The organism is Methylobacterium sp. GC_Met_3 (assembly GCF_026540775.1).
Taxonomy (GTDB): domain Bacteria; phylum Pseudomonadota; class Alphaproteobacteria; order Rhizobiales; family Beijerinckiaceae; genus Methylobacterium.
In genome coordinates, this window is sequence record NZ_JALNUL010000010.1 from 1 (window position 1) to 19,623 (window position 19,623).

Here is a 19,623-nt window from a genome sequence, read left to right on the forward strand (position 1 = left end):
CCGCATCCTATGAAGCGGTAATGAACGATGAACTGAAATCCGGTATTCACCTCACCGGAGTCTTAAAAAATTTGTTTCCGTACTATGCCTGCGGCCGGCATCACAATTTCGGCACGTTACTTTAGCAAGGGCGCACAACCGAAGGAGATGGCGAACAGCCGTCCGGCCTGATCTTGGGACGCGGCCGCAATAGTGTCGCGCCGGCTACCACATGTGCTTCCTATCGCCGTGCAGTCGTCCGGCCGTGCCGCCGACGCATAGGGCGTGGACCGGCCGCCGCAGCGGCGGCCGGTGTCGTGGAGGCGGCCCGTCTCGTTCGGTCAGACGGCGTCCGCGTGTTGCGGGGTGGTGCTGCTCGATCCGCCCACCTTCTGGATCGCCTCGAAGCCTTCGAACTGCGGATGGCCCAAATAGAGCGGCTTGGTCGAGGGGACGCGGCCATGAGCCTTCCGGAACTGCTCCGAACGGGTCCAGGCCTCGAAATCGTCCCGCGATCGCCAGATCGTGTGCGATGCGTAGAGGACGTGGTCCTCATGCTCCGGCCCACGCAGGAGATGAAATTCGACGAAGCCGGCCATCTCACCGAGATGGCTGTCGCGTCCAAGCCAGACGGCCTCGAAATCCGCAGTCGCGTCCTTGACGACCTTGAAGCGGTTCATCGCGATGAACATGTCATTCTCCTCTGCCTGCAGAGTCTACTAGGGTTTCGGCGGCTTTAGCGAGCCCCGGCGCGGCTACAGGGCGCACCCGAGAAACGCTCCAGAGATAACCGCGGGCATTTGAGCAACAATGTTGCAAAGTTGTGTGTACTTAAACTAGAAGATGTAAACTAAGACTTGCGAAGCCTGATAACTTGGTGTCTTACTGCGGCGCGGCTGGTAAGTGCCGCAGAACGGCTGTTCGCGCTCTGCGCAGTTCACGCCGTACGAACGAATTCTACGGTCTTGGAAGGTGGGTCGGACGGTGAAGCGGCGCGACGGCGAGGCGAACACAGCGCATCCGGAGCAGGACGCAGACGCCTCCGGCGAGAAGGAAACGGCCAGTCCGCCGATGCCGAAGCAGACCACGGATGTCGATCGTCTGGTCGGTGTCCGGATAACGGCTCTGCGGAAAGCGCGGGGCATGAGCCAGACCGCCCTGGGCAACGCAGTGGGCGTGACCTTCCAGCAAGTGCAGAAATACGAGAAGGGGCAGAACCGGGTCGGTGCCGGGCGGCTCCGCGAGATCGCACGCCTGCTCGACGTCCCGGTCTCGGCCTTCTTCGAGGAGAGCGAGCCGCGCGCCAACGCGCAGGAAGACGTGTTCGGTTTTCTGAGTGGTCAGGGCGCCATCGAATTGCTGCGGGCCTATGCGCAGATCGACGACGAGCAGATGCGGCGCGATGTCCTGGCGCTGGTTCGCAGCGCTGCGCGACTCGCGCAGGTTCGCGAGACCGCACCGCCGCGTGATCCAGCCTAAACGGCTGACTGGACTACGATCTTCGGCGGCGAGGAAGACTCACTCCGAATCTCCGGCGACGAAGTGGAAGAAGCTCCCGCTCACGGGGCCGATCCGACGCCCCGCGAATCCGAGATCGGATCCCTCTGCGTCGGTGACACGGGCCAGGGCGTCCGGTTCCGCAGCGGCCGGCGAGAGCTCGCTGGCATAGTGGAATTCATGGCCGATCAGGCGTGCGCCGCGCTGGCCGAGCAGGCTATCCCCGCACAGATGCGCCACCCGGTAGCCGAGATGCAGCTTGCGGCGCCGGTACGAGGTGTCCACCGGCAGGAGGCCGGCCATGGTGTGCGTGACGCCTTCGGCATCCTCGAGGGTACGTCCGAGGACCATGTAGCCGCCGCACTCGCCATGGACCGGGCGGCTGAGCGCGAAGGCGCGCAGTCCATCCAGGAACCGGCTGGCGCTCGCGAGTCGGCCGGCATGCAACTCAGGGTAGCCGCCCGGTAGCCAGCAGACGTCACATGCGTCCGGCGGTGGCTCGTCCGCGAGCGGCGAGAACGGGACCAGTTCCGCCCCCGCCATGCGCCAACCGGCTTCAAGATGCGGGTAGAGGAAGCTGAACGCCGCATCCCGGGCCACCGCGATCCGCTGGCCCGGCGGCGGGGGCAGGGCGCCCCCGGTTTCCGGTACATCGCCGCCGGCCGCCGCGACGATGGCGTCGAGGTCGATGCCCGCCACCGCGAGTTCGGCGAGCCGGTCGAGGCGCGCCTGGAGATCGGCGGTCTCGCCGGCCTGAACGAGGCCGAGATGCCGCTCGGGCAGGACGAGTTGCGCGTCGCGCATGAGTGCGCCGAGCACCGGGAGTCCGGCGCGTTCCATGCCGGCCTCGACGAGCCGGCGATGGCGGGCACTCGCGACCTTGTTCAGGATCACCCCGGCGATCGTGACCCGCGGGTCGTAGAGCCGGCAGCCCAGGGCGACCGCGGCGGCCGATTGGGCCGCCCCGGAGACATCCACCACCAACACCACGGGCCAGCCGTAGCGGGCGGCGATATCGGCATTGGCGCCGGTCCGGTTTTCAGCCGCACGGACCCCGTCGAACAGGCCCATGGATCCTTCGGCGATTACGATGTCGGCATCCGTGACCGTGTCGCGGGCCAGGGCGTCGAGCAGGGGCGGCGCCATGGCGAAGCTGTCGAGATTGAAGCTCGGTCGCCCCGTGGCCGCCTGATGGAAGGCCGGATCGATGTAGTCAGGGCCGCATTTGGCGGCGCGCACCCGCAGGCCCCGCTGGGACAGGGCCCGCATCAGCGCGAGGGTCACGGTCGTCTTGCCGGAACTCGATCGTGGCGCCGCGATGAGGAGACCGGGGGCGCTCATGTCCGCCCTCCGACCGTGCCGCCGGGCCGGTAGCGCCGGTCGTAATCGGTGGCGTAGAGCGCGCTCTCGCGGAAATGCTCGGCGGCGAGCGCCGGCCCGACGAGGATCAGCGCCGTGCGTTCGAGGCCGGCTTGCGCCACCAGGGCCGGCAGGGTGGCGAGATCGGCCGTCAACACCCGCTCGTCCGGCCAGGAGGCGCGAAACACCGCCGCGGCCGGGCAGGACGGTCCGTAGAACGGGATCAGCTCGGACGCCACCCGCTCGACCACGTGGATCGAGAGGTGGATCGCCAATGTGGCCCCGGTCGCCGCGAAGGCTGCCAGGGTCTCGCGCTCGGGCATGGCGCTCGCCCGGCCGGACGTGCGGGTCAGGACCACTGACTGCGCCAGCCCGGGCACGGTCAGCTCCCGCCGCAGCACGGCCGCCGCCGCCGCGAAGGCCGGGACGCCGGGCGTCACCGTGTAGGGGATGCCGAGCCCGTCGAGCCGGCGCATCTGCTCGGCCAGCGCACTCCAGATCGACAGGTCGCCCGAATGCAGTCGCGCCACGTCGTGGCCGTCTGCATGGGCCGCGGCGATCTCCGCCATGATGGCGTCGAGGTCGAGGGGCGCGGTATCGACGATCCGGGCGCCAGCCGGGCACCATCCGAGGATCTCGGGCGCCACCAGGGAGCCTGCGTAGAGGCAGATCGGGCAGGACGCGACGCGGTCGCGACCCCGGACCGTGATGAGGTCGGCCGCGCCTGGGCCGGCGCCGATGAAGTGGACGGTCATGCTGTGGGCATCGTGGTCTGGCCGACGGCGAGCGCGCAGGTGGCGCCACCGCTTGCGATCCGGGGAAGGGCGAGGCGGCTGCCCGGTCCGGCCACCGCGAGGGCGGCGGCCTCGGCGACGGAACCGACGCCGCGCAGGCGCTCGATCCGCGCCGAGCGGGTGACGAGTTCGGCGTCGCGGGCCACCAGCGCGTCCGCGGCGACCGGGCGCGGCGACAGGCCGAACTGCGCAGCTGCGCCGGCAATCGCCGGCTCGACCGCCCGGTCGGCCGCGGTCGCGATGGCCGTCAGGTCGCCCCGTCCGACGCCGATCTGGCCGAGCGCCTGGGTGATCAGCGCCGCGATCTCGTCGGCTCCGGTGCCGCGCCGAAAGCCGATCCCGGCAACGAGGCGTTCGGTCATGGCTTGGTCCAGGCCCATTGGGTCACCGGCATGGCCGGCCGCCAGCCGTGCATTCCACCCACGGGACTGGCCCGGTCGACGGAGAAGCGCCGCAGGCTGCCGCCCTGGGCCGCGAAGGCCGCGAGCAAGGCCGCTTCGCCTTCCAGCGTCACAGCGTTGGCGACGCAGCGTCCGCCCGGCCTGAGGGCCGCCAGGGCCGCCGGCAGGACGCCGGGCTCCGACACGCCGCCGCCGATGAAGATCGCATCCGGCTCGGGTAGCCCGACCAGCGCATCCGGCGCGGCACCAGTCACCACGGTGAGGTCCGGCGTGCCAAGGGTCTCGGAATTCCGCCGGATCCGCGCGGCCCGATCCGGCTGGGCCTCAATGGCGGTGGCGTGCAGGCTCGGATGGCGCAGCATCCATTCGATCGCGATCGAGCCGGCGCCAGCCCCGATATCCCATAGGTGCAGTCCCGGATGGGGCCGCAGAGCCGCGAGCGTCAGCGCCCGGACCTCGGCCTTGGTGAGTTGCCCATCATTCTCGAACAGCGTGTCGTCGAGGCCGGGCGCGAGGGGCAGCGCGCGGCCGTCACCCGCCACGGTGATCGCGACGGTGTTGAGCGGATCGATGGCGACGATATCGAAGCCCTCGGCGCGCGCCGCTTGGATCCGCTCGCGCGGGCCGCCCATCGCCTCCAGCACCGTCAGGGTGGACGCGCCGAAACCGCGCTCGGTCAGCAAAACCGCCAGAGCCGCCGGTGTCGAGCCGTCCCACGATAGGACAAGCAGCCGGGCCCCCGGCTGGAGATGCGGCACGATCCGGGCCAGCGCGCGACCGTGGAGGGTGACGAGGCCGCATTCGGCCAGCGGCCAGCCGAGGCGCGCGCAGGCAAGGCTGAACGCCGAGGGTTGCGGGAAGGTGCGGATCTCGGCCGGTGGGATCAGCCGGGCGATCTCGGCGCCGATGCCGTAATGGAAGGGATCGCCGGTTGCGAGGATGCAGGTGGGCTCGCCCCGTCGGGCGAGGATATCCGGATAGGCTTCGTGGATCGGGCTCGGCCAAAGGCGTGTCTCGGCCGCCAGGGGGCCGGCCAACGCAAAATGGCGGCGGCCGCCGTAGACGATTCGGGCGGCATCGAGCGCAGCCGCCGCTGCGGGCGCGAGGCCGGACCGCCCGTCCTCGCCGATACCGACGATCGACAGCCAGCAACCGGCCGCGGGCCGGCTCGACAGGGCTTCACCGCTCATGGACAAGGCGCCCATGACGGAGGGTGTGATGCGGATCCTGATCCTCGGCGGGACCGGGGAGGCGAGCGGCCTGGTGCGCGCGCTGGCCGGGCGGGACGACCTGTCCGTGGTGCTCTCGCTGGCCGGCCGGACCGCCGCTCCGAAGCCAGAGCCCGTCCCGACGCGGAGCGGCGGGTTCGGGGGCGCCGAGGGCCTCGCGCGCTACCTGCGGTCGGAAAGAATCGACCGCCTGATCGATGCGACACACCCTTTCGCCGCCCGGATCTCGGACAACGCCGCCCGCGCGGCTGCCCTGGCGGGCGTCCCGTTGCTGGCGATCCGCCGTCCGGCCTGGAAGTTGACACCCGGCGATCGCTGGATTGAGGTCGAGAATGTGCCGGCCGCCGCTGCGGCGCTTGGCGTCGAGCCCCGGCGCGTATTCCTGACGGTCGGCCGACAGGAGGCCGGCGCCTTTGCGGTGGCTCCGCAGCACGCCTACTGGGTGCGCACGGTCGAGCCCCTCGGCGACGCGCTGCCGGTGCCCCGTCTCACGGCGATCGAGGCCCGCGGCCCCTTCGACCCGGATTCGGAGGCCGCGCTGATGCGGGCGGCCGGCATCGAGATCCTGGTCAGCAAGAATTCCGGTGGGGGGGCGACCTACGGCAAGATCGCGGCGGCGCGCGCCCTTGCGATCCCCGTGGTCATGGTCCGCAGGCCGGACAAGCCCGATGTCACGAGCGTGGCAGATGTCGCCGGAGCGCTCCGCTGGCTGGGCATCGACGTTCACGCCGCCTCGACCTTGCGCGAGGTGTAGACGAAGGGCGGACGGCCGGTCCGCGGGATCAGCCGCGTGGTCGAGGCGCCAAGGATCACCATCGTCGCCATGTCGGCCGGCGCCTCCGGCGCGTCGGCCAGCGTCGTCACCCGGATCGCCTCGTCGGGCCGGCTGATCGCGCGGGCGAACATCACCGGCGTCCCGGGCGCGCGGATCCCGGCCGCGATCTCCAGGGCGGCGCCGAGCTGCCAGGGTCGGGCGGTCGAGATCGGGTTGTAGAGGGCCACGACCAGATCGGCGCGCAGCACCGCGTCCAGCCGTGCCGTCACCACCGGCCAGGGCTTCAGGTTATCCGAGAGCGACAGGGCGCAGAAATCGCCGCCGAGTGGCGCGCCGAGCCGGGCCGCGGCTGCCAGCATCGCGGTGATCCCGGGTTCGACCGTGATGGCCAGGTCGCGCCATCCGGGCTCGCCGTGCTCCACCGCCTCGAACACCGCCGCCGCCATGGCGAAGACGCCGGGATCGCCACCGGAGACGACCGCGACCCGCCGTCCGGCGGCCGCGAGCTCCAGGGCGTGGCGCGCCCGGTCGACCTCGACACGGTTGTCGCTGGCATGCCGCGTCAGGCCCGGCCGCTCGGGGATGCGGGCAACGTACGGGTAGTAGCCGATAAGGTCTTCGGCCGCGTCCAGCGCCCGGCGGGCGGATTCGGTCAGCAGGCTCTCGTCGCCCGGGCCGAGACCGATGACCGTCAGTGTTCCGCCTGCACCCGGATTCAACGCGCGTCCGCCTCTGAGGTCAGCAATCGTGCAGAAAATCCCTGCACACCCAGCCGTTTAATGGCTGCCCTGTCGAATGACATGAAGGTCTCGCCGCCGAGGCGACGCCCTTCGAACGCAATGACACCGTCTGCGAAATCACCGCCTGCTTCCAACATCGTCAAGCCGGCTTCGATGGCTGGCCGGTCGGCCACGACGGTGCGGGTCGCGATCAAGTTTCGGATCGCCGCGGTGATCTCCCCGCGGGGCATGCCGTATCGGCTCCGGAGCACCCAAACCAATTCGCAAAGGGCTTTAACACTGATCGCGACCGGGGCGGCACATTCCAGTGCTTGAAAGGCCGCCAGCCCCTGGACAGGGTCGTCATTGACGATCAGTCGCACCAAGACATTGGTGTCGGGCGTGACCCTCACGACCTGACGAGTCCGGAAGTTCCGGCTTCTGCTCCTGCTTCCGCTATAGCGTCGCCAATCTCATCGATCGAGCAACGGGCACCATTACCTTCGCCTGAAAGTATTCCGTACACCTGACGCCAGGAGTGCTCAGGCTGGTCGGCCATCAGTTCCGCCCGACCGTCGGGCAGGAGTTCGAGCCTGATCCTGCCGCCCGGCTGAATACCGAGATGCTTGAGGATATCTTCTTGGAGCGTCACACGGCCCCGGGCCGTCGCCGTCAACGTCGTCATGAGCCGTCCCCGTCAGCCCAACGTAATGGGGCGGAGCGTGACCAACAAGCATCCGGCGCATCGGTCACGGCCGACGCCCCTCGCCGGGGAGCAGCACCATCGAGAAGTACGGGGCAGCATCGTCAGCCTTGTCGGCCAGCATGACGACGCGCTCGCCCGCCATCGTGCCGCGCTCGACATAAACTGCACGCGCAAGGAGCCCGGCTTCGGCCAAAGCCGCACGCACCTTGGGCAGGTGGCGGCCGAGCTTCATCACCACGGCGGCGTCGGTGCCGCGCAGCCGCTCCGTGAGGATATCGAGCGACAGGGTCGCGGGCAAAACGGTCAGGACGTCGTCGCCCCAGGTGATCGGCGTCCCGGCCCGGGTCCAGCAGCCCGACATGCCGGTGACGCCCGGAATTACCTCGACGGGGAAGCGGTCCTTCAGGCGGCGCCACAGGTGCATGAACGAGCCGTAGAAGAACGGATCGCCCTCCGAGAGGATCGCCACGTCGCGCCCGGCGCCGAGATGATCGGCGAGCCGTCCCGCTGCGTCGTCGTAGAAGCCGGCGAGCGCCGCCACGTAGTCCGGGTGCTCGGGATGGATCTCGGTGGTGTAGGGATAGGCGAGCGCCAGTTCGCGGTCCGGATCGCGCAGGATCGCATCCGCAATCGTGCGGGCGTTGCCGCGCTTGCCCCGCTTGCAGAAGTGGACGAGCACCGGCGCCCGCATCAGGATGCGCTGCGCCTTGACGGTCAGCAGGTCGGGATCGCCCGGACCCATCCCGACCCCGTAGAGCGTGCCGGTCACCGCGGCAGCCGGCAGCGCCTCCGCGGGCTCGTCGAGCCGTTCGAACCCGTCCATCACTCGGCCTCGCTGGCGAGCGCGTTCACGGCGGCGGCCGTCATGGCGCTGCCGCCGCGCCGACCGTGGACGACCACGAACGGCACCCGGCCGTCCCGGGCCAGAGCGTCCTTCGATTCCGCGGCGCCGACGAAACCCACCGGGATGCCGATCACCGCGGCCGGCGGCGCCACACCCGCGTCGAGCAGTTCCAGCAGGCGGAACAGGGCGGTCGGCGCGTTCCCCACCGCCACCACGCTGCCCGGAAGGTGCTCGCGCCACAACTCCATGGCGGCGGCCGAGCGGGTGGTGCCGAGGTCCCGCGCGAGATCCAGCACGCGGGGATCGCCGAGCGTGCAGATCACCGGGTTGCCGGCCGGCAGGCGCGCCCGGGTGACGCCGTCGGCGACCATGCGAACGTCGCACAGGATCGGTGCCCCGGCTTGCAGCGCTGCGACACCGGCCTCGGCGAAATCGTCCGACATCTCCACATCGGCCGGGAGGTCGGTCATGCCGCAGGCGTGGATCATGCGCACCACGACGCGCTCGGCGGCCCCGGTCCAGCGGGCGAGATCGGCCTCGGCGCGGATCATCGCGAAGGAGCGCGCGTAGATGGCGCTGCCGTCGCGGATATAGTCGTAGCGGGAGGCGGGCTCTTGGCGGGAGGCAGGCTCCTGGGCCACCGGTTCCGACCCCGCCTGGCGCAGGGCATTCTGGCTCGCGCTCATGCCGGTCTTCCATCCCTCCCAGTGTTCGGCCGAGCCATATTGGGCGCGAACGCCGCGGCAAGGCCGACAGTCTTGGCCCTTCCTAACCGGTCCAGTACGGCCTCGATAGGGAGGTGTAGAGTCGGCTCATCGCCGGGTGCGCCGCCGATGACGATGCCATAGCGACCCTGTGTGCCCACCAGGGTCAGGTCGGCAGGGCCCGGCCGCGCGCAGCCCTTGGCGCAGCCGGAGACGTGCGCGGTCCATCCCTGTTGCGCGAGTGGGCGGAACATCTCGGCGACGCACGCCGCATCGGCCAGCGTCGGCGTCGAGCCGGAGGCGCAACCCGGGGCGCCCGTACAGGCATCGACACTGCGCCGGGGATCGTCGGGTGCGACGATGAACTCGGAGGCGAGCTCCGCCATGATTGCGGCCGCCGGTGCGTTGGCTGGAGCGAGCAGGACGAAGCCGCGCGCTGGCGAGAGACGGATCGCGTCCGCGCCGATGGTTTGCGCGGCGCTCACGACACGATCGAGAGAATCCGCCGTGCAGCGGCCAAAGGGCGCATCCAGAGCGAGGATCTGAAGATCGGGTCGGGTTCGGAGACCGGCGGCGGGCGCGAAGGGCACGACGCCCCGTCCTCGTGAAGGACAGGGCGACCCTGCCAACCCGGACGCGCGAAGGGTCGTGGCGAGCCTTGCACGTTCGTCATCCGAAAGATCGCGCATCCGACGCCGGCCGGTGCGCGCGAAGGCATTGAGCAGCGCGGTCAGGATCGCGGGTGCATTTTCGAGCACGCAGGTGAGAACGGTCTGCCAATCCGCGGCGGCAGCGATCGCGATCTCGACCCGCGCCCTATCGCGGGCGACGACGATACAATCGGCGTCCGGCAGGGTCGCATCCGGGCGCCCCTCGACCACGACCAGCGTCTTGGCCGGCAGCTCGGGAATGTTGAGCGCAGCCGCCTCGATCGCCCGGGCGAGCGCCGGCACGTCGATCAGCTCCGCAAGATCGTATCCAGCGAGGGGCTGGGAAAGCGTCAGGCGCTGCGGGCCGCCATCGGCGCGCCGGTCGCCGAGGCCGGCTTCGGTGAGCAGCCGGGCGAGCGGCGCGCGCGTCGTTTCGGTGACGCCGCGGATCTGAAGGTTGGCCCGGGCGGTGATGTCGAGATGGCCATTGCCGAAAAGCCGTGCGCCCTGCGCCACCGCGCGGGCTTGGTCCAGCGAGAGCATCCCCAGCGGCGGGTGGACCCGCGCCAGCAGCCCGTCACCCGTGGGCATCGGGCGGGCGAGTCCGGGGCACCAGCCCCTGCGGCCCGGTGCCTCGGGAAGAGCGCGGCGATGCGCGGGCGCGTTCACTCCGCGGCCTCGCACAGCAGCGCGTCGGCCGGCAGGGCGTTGCGCCGGCTGTGCCAGAGGCCGCGGTCACGGGCCTCGTCGAAGCGCTCCAGGATCCCCCGGGTCGCCGCCGGGTTGGCGTCGCGCAGCTGCTCGAACACCTCCGCGTTTGCGATCCAGGCGGCGTACAACCGGTCGAACCCGGCATCGCTGACGGCGTCGCTCGAAGCGGCGAGCACGAACACCGCGTCGAGCCCTTGCGCCAGTTCCTGCGCCCCCCTGTAGCCGTGGCGCAGCTGAGCCGCGATCCAGCGGGGATCGGCGAGGCGACCGCCGATCAGGCGCGCGGCATCCTCCCGAGCGGTGCGGGCCTTCGGGCGCTCCGGCACCGACACGTCGAGACTGTACAGCGCCGGGCGTGCATCCTGCAGCGCCGCCGCGGCCGCGAAGCCGCCCATGGCGTCGACCGCCGCATCGCCGTCGAACAGGTCGCGCTCGGCCGCGTCGAAGGCGTGCAGGTAGGCGTCGGCCGCTGCGACCCGCGCGGTGAAATCCGCGTCCGGCCCCTCGCGGTCGCCGTAGGCATGGGAGCTGGCCGCCAGATAGGCGCGGCCGAGATCGGCGCGAGTGTCCCAGGAGCCGTCGAGGGCGGTGGCGGCCGTGCCGGCTCCGTAGCGGCCGGGCGCCGCGCCGTAGACCCGGGCGGCCGTCTCGCCGCGTCTGCGGGCTGCTGCCAGAGGATTCTCGTCATCGGCCTCGTCCCGGTCGGCCACCGCCCGGGCGGCGCGGTCGATCAACGCCAGCGTGTCCGGGAACGTGTCGCGGAACGCCCCGGAGATCCGCACCGTCACGTCGATGCGCGGTCGGTCGAGCATGGCCAGCGGCAGCACCTCGAAGCCTGTGACGCGGGTGCTGGCATGGTCCCAGACGGGCCGGACACCCATAAGGGCCAGCGCGTGCGCCACATCCTCGCCGCTGGTGCGCAGGGTCGGCGAGGCCCAGAGATCCATCACGATCCGGGCCGGATAGGCCCCTTCATCCTGAAGGTAGCGCGTCACCACCGCCTCGGCGGCCTTCGCCCCCAGGAGCGCGGCGGCGCGGCTCGGAATCGCACGCGGATCCAGCGTGGCGAGGTTTCGCCCGGTGGGGAGCACGTCCGCGCGCCCGCGGGACGGGGAGCCGGACGGGCCCGGCTGGACGAACCGGCCGTCCAGGGCGGCGAGGAGTCCCGCCCGTTCGGCTGCCGCGCTCGTCACGACCGGGGCGAGGGCGTCGTCAGGGGCGCGGCCGAAGACGTGCAGCCCATCGCGGAAGCTCGTCTCGCCGAGATCGCACAGATGGGCGTCGAGCCGCGTCAGCGCCTCGTCCATCGGCGTGTCGGGGCCGATCCCGGCGCCGTCGAGCAGCCCGGCGCCCCCGGCCTCCTCCAGGATGGCGCTGGCGATCAGGGTCGCCCGGCGGGGATCGAGGACGCTGGCGGCGCTGTATTCTTCGACGAGCTCACGCAGCCGGGCCGCCTCGGGAGAAAGGTCGTGGCTGGCGACTTCGGGTGTCAGATGACCGAGTGCGACGCCGCCGAGCCGGCGCTTGAGCGGAGCGGCCTCACCGGGATCGTCCACGATGAACGGGTAGATCACCGGCAGGGCACCGACACAGAGCGCCGGGAAGCATTCCGGAGACAAGGCCACGGCCTTGCCGGGCAGCCATTCGGTCGTGCCGTGGGTGCCGAGCTGGACCAGCACGTCGAAGCGCTGCCGCAGGCCGAGGTGGAAGGCGAGGTAGGCGTGAGTCGGGACACGCTCGGGATCGTGGTAGCCGGCCTTGCGATCGGGATCGCGCCCGCGATCCGGCTGAAGGAACACTGTCAGGCCGCCGCTCTGCGGATCCGCGGCTCGGCGGGCATCCGCCATCCGGAACCGGAACGCGCCCTCCGTGCAGGCGGCATCGGTCTCGGGCTCGCCCCAGGCCTGGGTGATCGTGCCGCGGGTCGCGGCGGGCAGGCCGTCGAGCCACGCCCGGTAGGCGATCAGCGGCACACAGAAGTCCGCCGGCCCCTCGGTCAGCGTCGTCATCAGCGCGCCGGCTTCGGGCAAGGTACACCCGGCATAGCCGGAGGCGGCGAGGTCCGTGGCGATGGCCCGGGCGCTCTCCGGCGTATCCAGGCCGACCGCGAAGCCGGCCCGGCCGCCCCGCGCCGGATAATCGGACAGGACCATCGCGATGCGCCGCGCGTCCCGAGGCCGGGCGGCGAGCCGCAGCCAGCCGGCGGCCCGGTCGGCGAGCGCCGCGATTCCGGGTGCGTAGGGCACGGCCCGGCGCTCGGCGAAGCCTTCGATCTCGGCCGCTTCTTCCTTGAACGAGATCGGGAAGCCCGAGAGCCGGCCGTCGAATTCCGGAAGCGCCACCTGCATGGCGAGATCAGCCGCACCGAGCCCCCGGGCCGAGGCCTCCCAGGCCGCCTGCGGCGACCCGACCGTGAAGGCCTGCAGCACCGGACAATCGGCGCCGTCGAGGACGAAGTCGGTCCCGTCCTCGCGCGCCGAGAAGGCGGTTGCCGCAATGACGAGATCGGGCCGGCGCGCCCGCACGGCCGCCGCGACTGCGGTTGCGGCCACGGGTTCCTTCAGGCTCGACACGGCCATCGGCAGCACGCCGATCCCGCGGGCGCGCAGGGCCGCGATCAGCGCGACGAACGGCGCAGTGTCACCGCCGAGGACGGCGGAGCGGTAGACGAGGAGCAGGGCGAGGGGTTCTGCCCGTGCGTCCGCGAGCGGGATCGCGGTTTCCGCCGCCGCCACGGCCTGAGCGAGGGGCGGCGTCGTACAGCCCGGGCACCACGCGAAGCCCCGGGGCAATGGTTGGGGCGGCTCGACCGGAAGGTCCGCGCCGATCCGGCTCGCGAGGAGCCGCAACATCTGGCGCAGGTTCTCGGGGCCGCCAGCGCGGAAATAGGCGTCGAGCCGGTCCGCAAGCGCGGGATCGGTCGAGGAGGCGGCAAGCCGTGGGTCGGGCCGGTCGTCGCCCGGCAGCACCGCCAGCACCACCCCATGCGCCCGCGCTGCCTCGGCGCAGCGCTCGACCCCGTAGCGCCAGTAATCGAGCCCCCCGAGGCAGCGGATCACCACGATCTTGGCGCGCGCCACGATGCGCTCCACGTAGAAATCGACCGAGAGCGGGTGCCGCAGCTTGGCCATCTTGGCGAGGCGCAGGCTCGGGAGGCCCGGCTCCACGGCATACGCCCGCGCGATCCCGGCGAGGTCGCTGTCGGTGAAGGACAGCACGACGAGATCGCCGGGCTCCTGCCCGAGATCCACCGCCGCCTCGCCCTCGTCGAGGGAGACGGCATCGATGCGCACAAGATGCATCGCCCGCGTCCCTAGGTGTTGACCGGACGGACGCGCGCGACGGGTCTCATCCCGCGAGCGCCGTCGCGACGGCGTCCCGATCGAAGCCCTTCAAGCCGATCACCACGAGCGCTCCATCGCGCGCCTCGCCCGACCGCCAGGGCCGATCGAAATGGTGGGCAACGCGCCGGCCGACACCCTGCACCACGAGGCGCATCGCCTTGCCCTCGACCTCGGCGAACCCCTTGATCCGCAGCACGCCAGCAGTCTCAGCCGCCTTCTCGACGCGGGTCGCGAGATCGGCCGCCGTCACCGCCGGGCGGATCGGCAGCGCTACGGTCTCGAAGTCGTCGTGATCATGGTCCTCACCCTCGCCGTGGTGGGACGGGCGGGCATCCAGATCATCTTCGGCCGCCGCGCCGAGGCCCAGCAGAACCCGTGGATCGATGACGCCCTTCTCGGTCTCCACCACCTTCACGGCGCGCGGCAGATGCCCCTCGACCTCGGCCCGGACCCGGGCGCGGGTGTCGGCGTCGATCAGATCGACCTTGTTGAGCACCACGAGGTCGGCGCAGAGGAGCTGGTCCTCGAACACCTCCTCCAGCGGATTGTCGTGATCGACCGATTGGTCGGCGGCCCGCTGGGCGGCCAGCGCCGCGGGATCCTCCGCGAACACACCTGCGGCGACCGCCGGCCCGTCCACCACCGCCACCACGCCGTCCACCGTGACCCGCGAGCGGATCGCCGGCCATTGGAAGGCCTGGACCAGAGGCTTCGGCAGCGCGAGGCCCGAGGTCTCGATCAGGATGTGCTCCGGCGGCTCGGTACGGGCGAGCAGCGTCTCGAGGGCCGGAACGAAATCGTCCGCCACCGTGCAGCAGATGCAGCCGTTCGGCAGCTCGACGATGGAGTCCTCGGTGCAACCCTCGACGCCGCAGGCGGCCAGGAACGACTTGTCGAAGCCGACATCACCGAACTCGTTGACCAGGATGGCGAGGCGCCGGCCCTTCGCGTTCTCGATCACGTGGCGGACCAGCGTCGTCTTGCCGGCGCCGAGGAAGCCCGTGACGATGGTGCAGGGGATCTTGGCGACAATCGTCATTCGGCGGCCTCCAGGGTGCCGGCCGGAATCGGGCGCGGTGCAGGGAAGGGGGGGATCCGGGCGATCACGCCCTTCTTGAATTCGGTCGGTCGCTCGCGCCACGGCACGATGCCGTCGGGCGTCGCGGCGTAGGCGGCGAGCCCGGCGAGAATGATCTCGGCGGAGGCGGCCGGGTCCATGTCGCCGTACACGTAGGTCCAGCGGTCCGCCGCGGCGACCGCCACCGTGCAGGGGCGCTTGCAGACCGACAGGCACTCCACCGGCTCGACGCGCAGATCGACGGCACCCTCGGCCCGAACGCGCAGGGCGTCGAGGAGGCGGGCGCCGGCCCTGGGGCCCTCGGGGTCGTCACCGTCGCGGCGGCACGTCGTGCAGACGTAGAGGACGGTCTCAGCCATGGGCCGTGCCCCGCGCGGTCCCGCGGCCGAACACCAGCCAGGCCCGACTGAACCCGAGGCCCAGCAGCATCCAGAACACGAAGCTGATCGCCAGCGAGCGCGCGGCGAACTGCGCGGCCAGTGCCGCCGGCAGCGCTGACGCCCCTTCCGGCGCCTGCGGCGCGCCGACCACGTGCGGCGCGATGATCAGGACGACCCCGCCCAGGATGGCGATCAGCGATCGGCGCACGGCGATCAGGTAGAGGCCCATGGCGGTGGACGCGGCGGTCATGACCCACCACGCTTGCCGGACGGCCAGCGGTGCTGCCTCACTGCCCGGCAACTCCGGCGGCAGGCCGAGGCCGGGTGCCAGGGCGACGCTGGCGAAACCCGCCACCGCGAAGGCCACGGCGACCTGCGGCGTTGGCTCCCGCCCGCAGGCGAGCATCACGGCACCGAGCAGGAGCGCGTAGCCGACGGCACCCACCAGGGTCGCAAGTCCGGTGAAGGCCATGCGCGGCAGACCCGCGCCCGGTTGCCATTCCGGTGCCGTGTCCGGCGCGGCATGATCGTGGCCGGCATGAGCGAGAACGATCGGCAGTGTGCGGGCGGCCTGATGACTGGGCTCGGCCTGCTCGTAGCGCTCGGCCGCCACAATCAGCGGCGAGGTCAGCGTGAGTTCGAGGCCCATCACGACGACGGCCGCGAAGAAGCCGGCGGCCAACGCCGCCGACAGAAGCCGGATGATCATCCCTGCGACGATGGCGTCAGTGACAGGGGAAGTTCTGGGTATGCCGGAAGTCGTGAGCCGCGTTGTGGAACGCGATCGCCGGCGAAAAGCCGACCATGAACAGCAGGCCGAGGCCGAGGAAAGCCGCGAGCGCGACCGCCACGGGGCGCTCGGACGCGCGGGCACCGACGGTGACGGGGGCGAGGGTCGAGGTTGTCATGGGTCTGTCTCCAGCCGCCCCACCGGCGGCAACGCGGGATCCTGTCGTGACGGCAGGTCTCCTGGCTCGCGGCTCGACGCCCCTGCCGCCTTCCCGGATCGCTCCGGTGGCTCTCGGCAGGCGCTCGCCGCTCACAGTTGCGGGGGCAGCCGCGGAATCGGGGTTCGCACCCCTCACCGCATTCCCTTTTCACCCCGTCGCCGGGGCACCGTCACGCGGTCGTTGTAGACGCATGACAGCTCTCGCACAACGGAGGCGCGGCGGAATCATTTCCGCCGCCTCGCGAACGGTGGGGACTGGTCAGCGGGCCGGGGATCCCCACGGTCGCGGCGGCCGGGCTGGCCGTCCATAGCCACAACCGAGATGCGTGATCGTGATGAGAGTCCTATGGCTGGTCCTTGCCCTTCTCGCGGCGTCATCCCTGCCGGCCCAGGCCGATGACACGGATGCCGCGCTCAAGGCGGGGAACCTCGTCCTGGAGCAGGGCAGCGCGATCACGCTTGTGGCGGAAGACCTGTATCTCTCGGAGCAGGAAGTCAGGGCCGATTACCGGTTCCGCAACCCGACCGGAACCGACATCGCGGCCATCGTGGCGTTCCCGATGCCCGACCTCGTCGGCGCGCCCGTGATGGCGGTTGCCATCCCCGATCCGGCCCAGGCCAACGTCCTCGCCTTCAACGCCACGGTCGATGGCCAGGCCGTTCCGTGGCAGCTCGACCAGCAGGCCTTCCTGATGCGCAACGGCCAGTCGGTCGAGATCACCACCGAGCTTAACCACCTGGGCCTCCCGCCCGTACCGACCGTTGCGGCGACAAAGGTCCCGCTGCGCCGGCTGTCGGAGCCGCGGCGCCACGCCCTTATCGAGGCCGGCTTTCTCGATCGGCAGGTCCACAAGGACGGGACGATCTCGGACGTCCCGCTCTGGACGCTGAAATCGCGGTACTGGCGCCGGCAGATCTTTCCGGCAGGGCGCGATGTCGCCGTTCGGCAGGGCTTCACGCCGAGCCTCAGCGGGCAGTCCAGCCTTTCGTTCGGTTCGCCGGATCTGGGTTCGTCCCAGATGGCGCGTTACGCCGACCGGTTCTGCACGGATCCCGCCTTCGCGCGCTCGGCCCAGGCCCTGTATCGGCGGGCGAGCGCCGACGGCAGCCGGTCCTTCCAGGCCTACGAACGCTATCTCACCTATCTCTTCCCTGCCGGGACCGGAACGATCGGCACGTTCAAGCTGATCGTGGACAAAGGTGATCCGTCCACGATGGTCGCGTTCTGCGGCAGCGATCTCAAAAAGACGGGTCCGACGACCGTCGAGATGGTCGTGAAGGACTTTGTGCCACGCCGCGATATCGATGTGCTCTTCCTGAAGAGCGCTCCGCGCGTATCGGCTTTGCCCCCTCTATAAACCTGTCCCCGCCCCGCGTTCGGCCCAGCTCCGGATCGTCCGGCTGCTGAAACGGCCCGTTGCGAGGCCGCCGACCGCTAGGGCGCGTCCTTCGTCTGCCCCGGTTTCGCATCTCCGTCGCGGGCCTTGAGGGCATCCGCGTAGAGCCGCGCCACATCCCGGTGGAACGCCGCCCGCGAATCGGCTCGCGTGTAGAACATGTGCCCCCCGGGATAGACCGCGAGGTCCAGGCGCCCGGCCGCGTAGGCGGGGGCCTGGGCGAGCAGGAGCTTCGAGGCGAAGTAGGGGGTCACAAGGTCCGTGAAGCCGTGCGCCACCAGGACCCGGAGCTGCCCGTCGAGCGCCAGGGCGCCCTTGAGATTGGAGAACACCTCCGGTGCCTGCCGTCCCGAGCCCCAGCTCCAGCCGTGATTCACGGCGTTGTTCAGGAGCTCGTAGCGCATATTCGGCACGGGCCACTTGAGCGTGCGGGCGTAGAGGTCGAGCATCGCGCTGGTCAGCGGTGCCTGAATCGCAGTGAGCTGCGGATCGTCGAAGTTCGACTGCGTTGCGTCCGGATTCGGGTCCCATCCGGTGATCCCGGTGTCGTAGGCGCTGGCGACGCGACCCCCAACCCGGTCGATCTCGCGCTGGACGCTCCGGGTGGACAGCCGCGCCGCCTGAGAACGCACGAGTGCGGCGTCGAGCCCGACCAGGGGCGCGACCGTCTCGGTCATCCGGGCGACCGCGCCTGCATCGGACGGACCTTTGAGCAGATCCGACAGATACGGGCCGGAGGCGTAGGCCTCGGCCTCCCCGAGCAGCGCCGGCGTCGGCACGGTGCCCTTCCGCTCCAGCGCACCGGCCGCGAGGGACGGCAGCTTGAGCACGTAGCCCCAGGGATTGGCCCGGGGCGCCTCCAGCCACGCGAAATCGAGCACCGGCGAGAGCAGCACCATTCCGGACAGGCCGACGCCGATATCCTCCTGAAGCTTTTCGGCGATCAGCGGACCCCGGAAGCCGCCGTAGCTCTCGCCCACGTAGAATTTCGGGCTCGCCATGCGGTCGTTGACGCGCAGATAGCGGGCGATGACGGCCGACAGGGTCGCGGCGTCCGAATCGACCGACCAATAGGCCTTGCCGTTGCCGTCCGCCGCGCGGCTGTAGCCGGTTCCGACCGGATCGATGAAGACGAGGTCGGTGAAGTCGAGCCACGTGCCGTCATTCGGGGTGAGCGCCACCGGCTGCGACGGGCTGATGTGGTCGCCGCCGGTCGGCAGCCGCCATGGGCCGATTGCCCCGATGTTCAGATAGGCCGAGGCCGCACCGGGGCCGCCATTCACCGCGAAGGTGACCGGGCGCGGGCGCCCGGCCTCGGGCGCCATCGTGTAGGCCACGTAGGCGATCTCGGCCTGAAGCTTCCCCGATTCATCGACCAGCGGCAGGCTTCCGGCGGTGGCGGTGAAGGCGAGCGTCCGGCCATCGGGCAGCACCAAGCTGTGCTGCGTCGTCGAATCGGGCGGCAGGCGGCGTCCCTCGGGACCGCGGGGCGCCTGCCGGGCCTCCGGCCGGGGATGGCCATGCGGCGCCTCCTGGGCGCCGAGCGGCAGGGACGCGCTGAACGCCAGGGCGAGGCCGAGCGTGGCGCAGGCGAAACCTTTGTTGCGGATCACTGTCAGGCCTTCTTGTTCCAGCGACCCGAATCGTCCTGCTGCCAATAGGCGACCGTGTGGCCGGCCTCCTTGGCCTGCTTCCATTGCTCACGGGCACGCAACAGGGCGTCCTGATCGGTCCCGTCGAACAGGATGCAGATCCGCTCGTACGCGTTCGCATCCGGCGGCAGGTCGGCGCCTTCCACGAGGAAGCGGATCGAGGCCGTGTTGGGGTTCACGTCCCGCAGGGTCAGGACAACCGGTTGGCTCCCGGTATCGGGCTCGCGGTCGGTGCCGTGCGGCAGGAAGCTCTCGTCCGAATAGGTCCAGAGATGATCGTCGAGCGCCTGAAGGCGCTCCTCGGTGGCCGCCTGGATCGCAGCCTGCCAGCCCCGGTCGAGGGATCGCTCGACAAGGTTCGGCAGCACCTTCTCCAGCGGCTGGCGCTGCATGTGGTAGAACAGGATCTCTGTCACGGCTGCCGAGATATAGGGTCCCGCAGTCCGATGCGAGCA

General features: G+C 70.7%; 21 protein-coding genes and 1 riboswitch. Of the genes, 3 read left to right on the forward strand and 18 right to left on the reverse strand.

What is annotated here, in order from left to right:
- Nucleotides 1–320: 320 nt before the first annotated feature.
- Nucleotides 321–671 carry an antibiotic biosynthesis monooxygenase gene (locus tag OXS27_RS14445; protein ID WP_243922847.1) on the reverse strand — a complete coding sequence of 117 codons (351 nt, stop codon included), beginning with the start codon at nt 669–671 and terminating at the stop codon, nt 321–323.
- Nucleotides 672–1,050: 379 nt separating this feature from the next.
- On the opposite strand from OXS27_RS14445, the gene OXS27_RS14450 reads away from it, so the two are divergent.
- Nucleotides 1,051–1,458: a helix-turn-helix transcriptional regulator gene (locus OXS27_RS14450; protein ID WP_243922879.1), complete on the forward strand. Its 408-nt coding sequence runs from the start codon at nt 1,051–1,053 to the stop codon at nt 1,456–1,458.
- A gap of 39 nt (nt 1,459–1,497) precedes the next feature.
- On the opposite strand, the gene OXS27_RS14455 is transcribed toward OXS27_RS14450, so the two are convergent.
- The 4 genes from OXS27_RS14455 to cbiE are packed head-to-tail and all read right to left on the reverse strand — an operon-like array spanning nt 1,498 to nt 5,220.
- Complete coding sequence (locus OXS27_RS14455) at nt 1,498–2,817, reverse strand: cobyrinate a,c-diamide synthase (protein ID WP_267356895.1); 1,320 nt, start codon at nt 2,815–2,817, stop codon at nt 1,498–1,500.
- Complete coding sequence (gene cobM, locus OXS27_RS14460; protein WP_267356896.1) at nt 2,814–3,590, reverse strand: precorrin-4 C(11)-methyltransferase; 777 nt, start codon at nt 3,588–3,590, stop codon at nt 2,814–2,816. The genes OXS27_RS14455 and cobM overlap by 4 nt, the downstream gene beginning before the upstream one ends.
- Complete coding sequence (locus OXS27_RS14465; protein WP_267356898.1) at nt 3,587–3,991, reverse strand: cobalamin biosynthesis protein; 405 nt, start codon at nt 3,989–3,991, stop codon at nt 3,587–3,589. The genes cobM and OXS27_RS14465 overlap by 4 nt, the downstream gene beginning before the upstream one ends.
- A complete protein-coding gene (cbiE, locus tag OXS27_RS14470) occupies nt 3,988–5,220 on the reverse strand; it encodes a precorrin-6y C5,15-methyltransferase (decarboxylating) subunit CbiE (RefSeq protein ID WP_267356900.1) in 1,233 nt (410 codons plus the stop codon). Before cbiE ends, OXS27_RS14465 begins: the two co-directional genes overlap by 4 nt.
- 13 nt (nt 5,221–5,233) lie before the next feature.
- Between cbiE and OXS27_RS14475 the strand changes: the two genes are divergently transcribed.
- On the forward strand, nt 5,234–6,013 hold the full coding sequence (locus OXS27_RS14475; RefSeq protein WP_267356902.1) for a cobalt-precorrin-6A reductase: 780 nt from the start codon (nt 5,234–5,236) through the stop codon (nt 6,011–6,013).
- Here OXS27_RS14475 and cobJ read toward each other — a convergent pair.
- From cobJ to OXS27_RS14530, 11 genes are all read right to left on the reverse strand, one after another.
- Nucleotides 5,983–6,753 carry a precorrin-3B C(17)-methyltransferase gene (gene cobJ, locus OXS27_RS14480; protein WP_243922841.1) on the reverse strand — a complete coding sequence of 257 codons (771 nt, stop codon included), beginning with the start codon at nt 6,751–6,753 and terminating at the stop codon, nt 5,983–5,985. The genes OXS27_RS14475 and cobJ overlap by 31 nt on opposite strands.
- Nucleotides 6,750–7,166 carry a type II toxin-antitoxin system VapC family toxin gene (locus tag OXS27_RS14485; RefSeq protein WP_267356904.1) on the reverse strand — a complete coding sequence of 139 codons (417 nt, stop codon included), beginning with the start codon at nt 7,164–7,166 and terminating at the stop codon, nt 6,750–6,752. The genes cobJ and OXS27_RS14485 overlap by 4 nt, the downstream gene beginning before the upstream one ends.
- Nucleotides 7,163–7,438 carry a type II toxin-antitoxin system PrlF family antitoxin gene (locus OXS27_RS14490; protein ID WP_243922839.1) on the reverse strand — a complete coding sequence of 92 codons (276 nt, stop codon included), beginning with the start codon at nt 7,436–7,438 and terminating at the stop codon, nt 7,163–7,165. The genes OXS27_RS14485 and OXS27_RS14490 overlap by 4 nt, the downstream gene beginning before the upstream one ends.
- Nucleotides 7,439–7,502: 64 nt before the next feature.
- Nucleotides 7,503–8,282, reverse strand: coding sequence for a precorrin-2 C(20)-methyltransferase (locus OXS27_RS14495; protein ID WP_243922838.1), 780 nt, complete (start codon nt 8,280–8,282; stop codon nt 7,503–7,505).
- Entirely contained in the window at nt 8,282–8,989 is a 708-nt protein-coding gene (locus OXS27_RS14500) for a precorrin-8X methylmutase (protein ID WP_267356906.1), read from the reverse strand. The genes OXS27_RS14495 and OXS27_RS14500 overlap by 1 nt, the downstream gene beginning before the upstream one ends.
- A complete protein-coding gene (locus OXS27_RS14505; protein WP_243922837.1) occupies nt 8,986–10,248 on the reverse strand; it encodes a precorrin-3B synthase in 1,263 nt (420 codons plus the stop codon). Before OXS27_RS14505 ends, OXS27_RS14500 begins: the two co-directional genes overlap by 4 nt.
- A 74-nt stretch (nt 10,249–10,322) precedes the next feature.
- A complete protein-coding gene (gene cobN / locus OXS27_RS14510; protein ID WP_267356908.1) occupies nt 10,323–13,670 on the reverse strand; it encodes a cobaltochelatase subunit CobN in 3,348 nt (1,115 codons plus the stop codon).
- Nucleotides 13,671–13,716: 46 nt separating this feature from the next.
- Nucleotides 13,717–14,751 (reverse strand): cobalamin biosynthesis protein CobW, encoded by a 1,035-nt coding sequence (cobW, locus tag OXS27_RS14515; protein ID WP_267356910.1) that lies wholly within the window; start codon nt 14,749–14,751, stop codon nt 13,717–13,719.
- Nucleotides 14,748–15,149 (reverse strand): DUF1636 domain-containing protein, encoded by a 402-nt coding sequence (locus tag OXS27_RS14520; RefSeq protein WP_243922834.1) that lies wholly within the window; start codon nt 15,147–15,149, stop codon nt 14,748–14,750. Before OXS27_RS14520 ends, cobW begins: the two co-directional genes overlap by 4 nt.
- Nucleotides 15,142–15,879 carry a CbtA family protein gene (locus OXS27_RS14525; RefSeq protein WP_267356912.1) on the reverse strand — a complete coding sequence of 246 codons (738 nt, stop codon included), beginning with the start codon at nt 15,877–15,879 and terminating at the stop codon, nt 15,142–15,144. The genes OXS27_RS14520 and OXS27_RS14525 overlap by 8 nt, the downstream gene beginning before the upstream one ends.
- A gap of 16 nt (nt 15,880–15,895) precedes the next feature.
- Nucleotides 15,896–16,078 carry a CbtB domain-containing protein gene (locus tag OXS27_RS14530; RefSeq protein ID WP_243922830.1) on the reverse strand — a complete coding sequence of 61 codons (183 nt, stop codon included), beginning with the start codon at nt 16,076–16,078 and terminating at the stop codon, nt 15,896–15,898.
- Between the two features lie 33 nt (nt 16,079–16,111).
- A riboswitch (cobalamin riboswitch) is annotated at nt 16,112–16,306 on the reverse strand.
- Between the two features lie 148 nt (nt 16,307–16,454).
- On the opposite strand from OXS27_RS14530, the gene OXS27_RS14535 reads away from it, so the two are divergent.
- The gene (locus OXS27_RS14535) at nt 16,455–17,477 is read left to right on the forward strand and encodes a DUF4424 family protein (protein WP_267357130.1); all 1,023 of its coding nucleotides are present in this window, start codon (nt 16,455–16,457) and stop codon (nt 17,475–17,477) included.
- A gap of 77 nt (nt 17,478–17,554) precedes the next feature.
- Here OXS27_RS14535 and OXS27_RS14540 read toward each other — a convergent pair whose 3' ends face one another.
- On the reverse strand, nt 17,555–19,066 hold the full coding sequence (locus OXS27_RS14540) for a peptidase S10 (RefSeq protein WP_267357132.1): 1,512 nt from the start codon (nt 19,064–19,066) through the stop codon (nt 17,555–17,557).
- A 65-nt stretch (nt 19,067–19,131) separates the two neighbouring features.
- Entirely contained in the window at nt 19,132–19,584 is a 453-nt protein-coding gene (locus OXS27_RS14545; protein WP_267356914.1) for a DNA polymerase III subunit chi, read from the reverse strand.
- Nucleotides 19,585–19,623 lie beyond the last annotated feature (39 nt).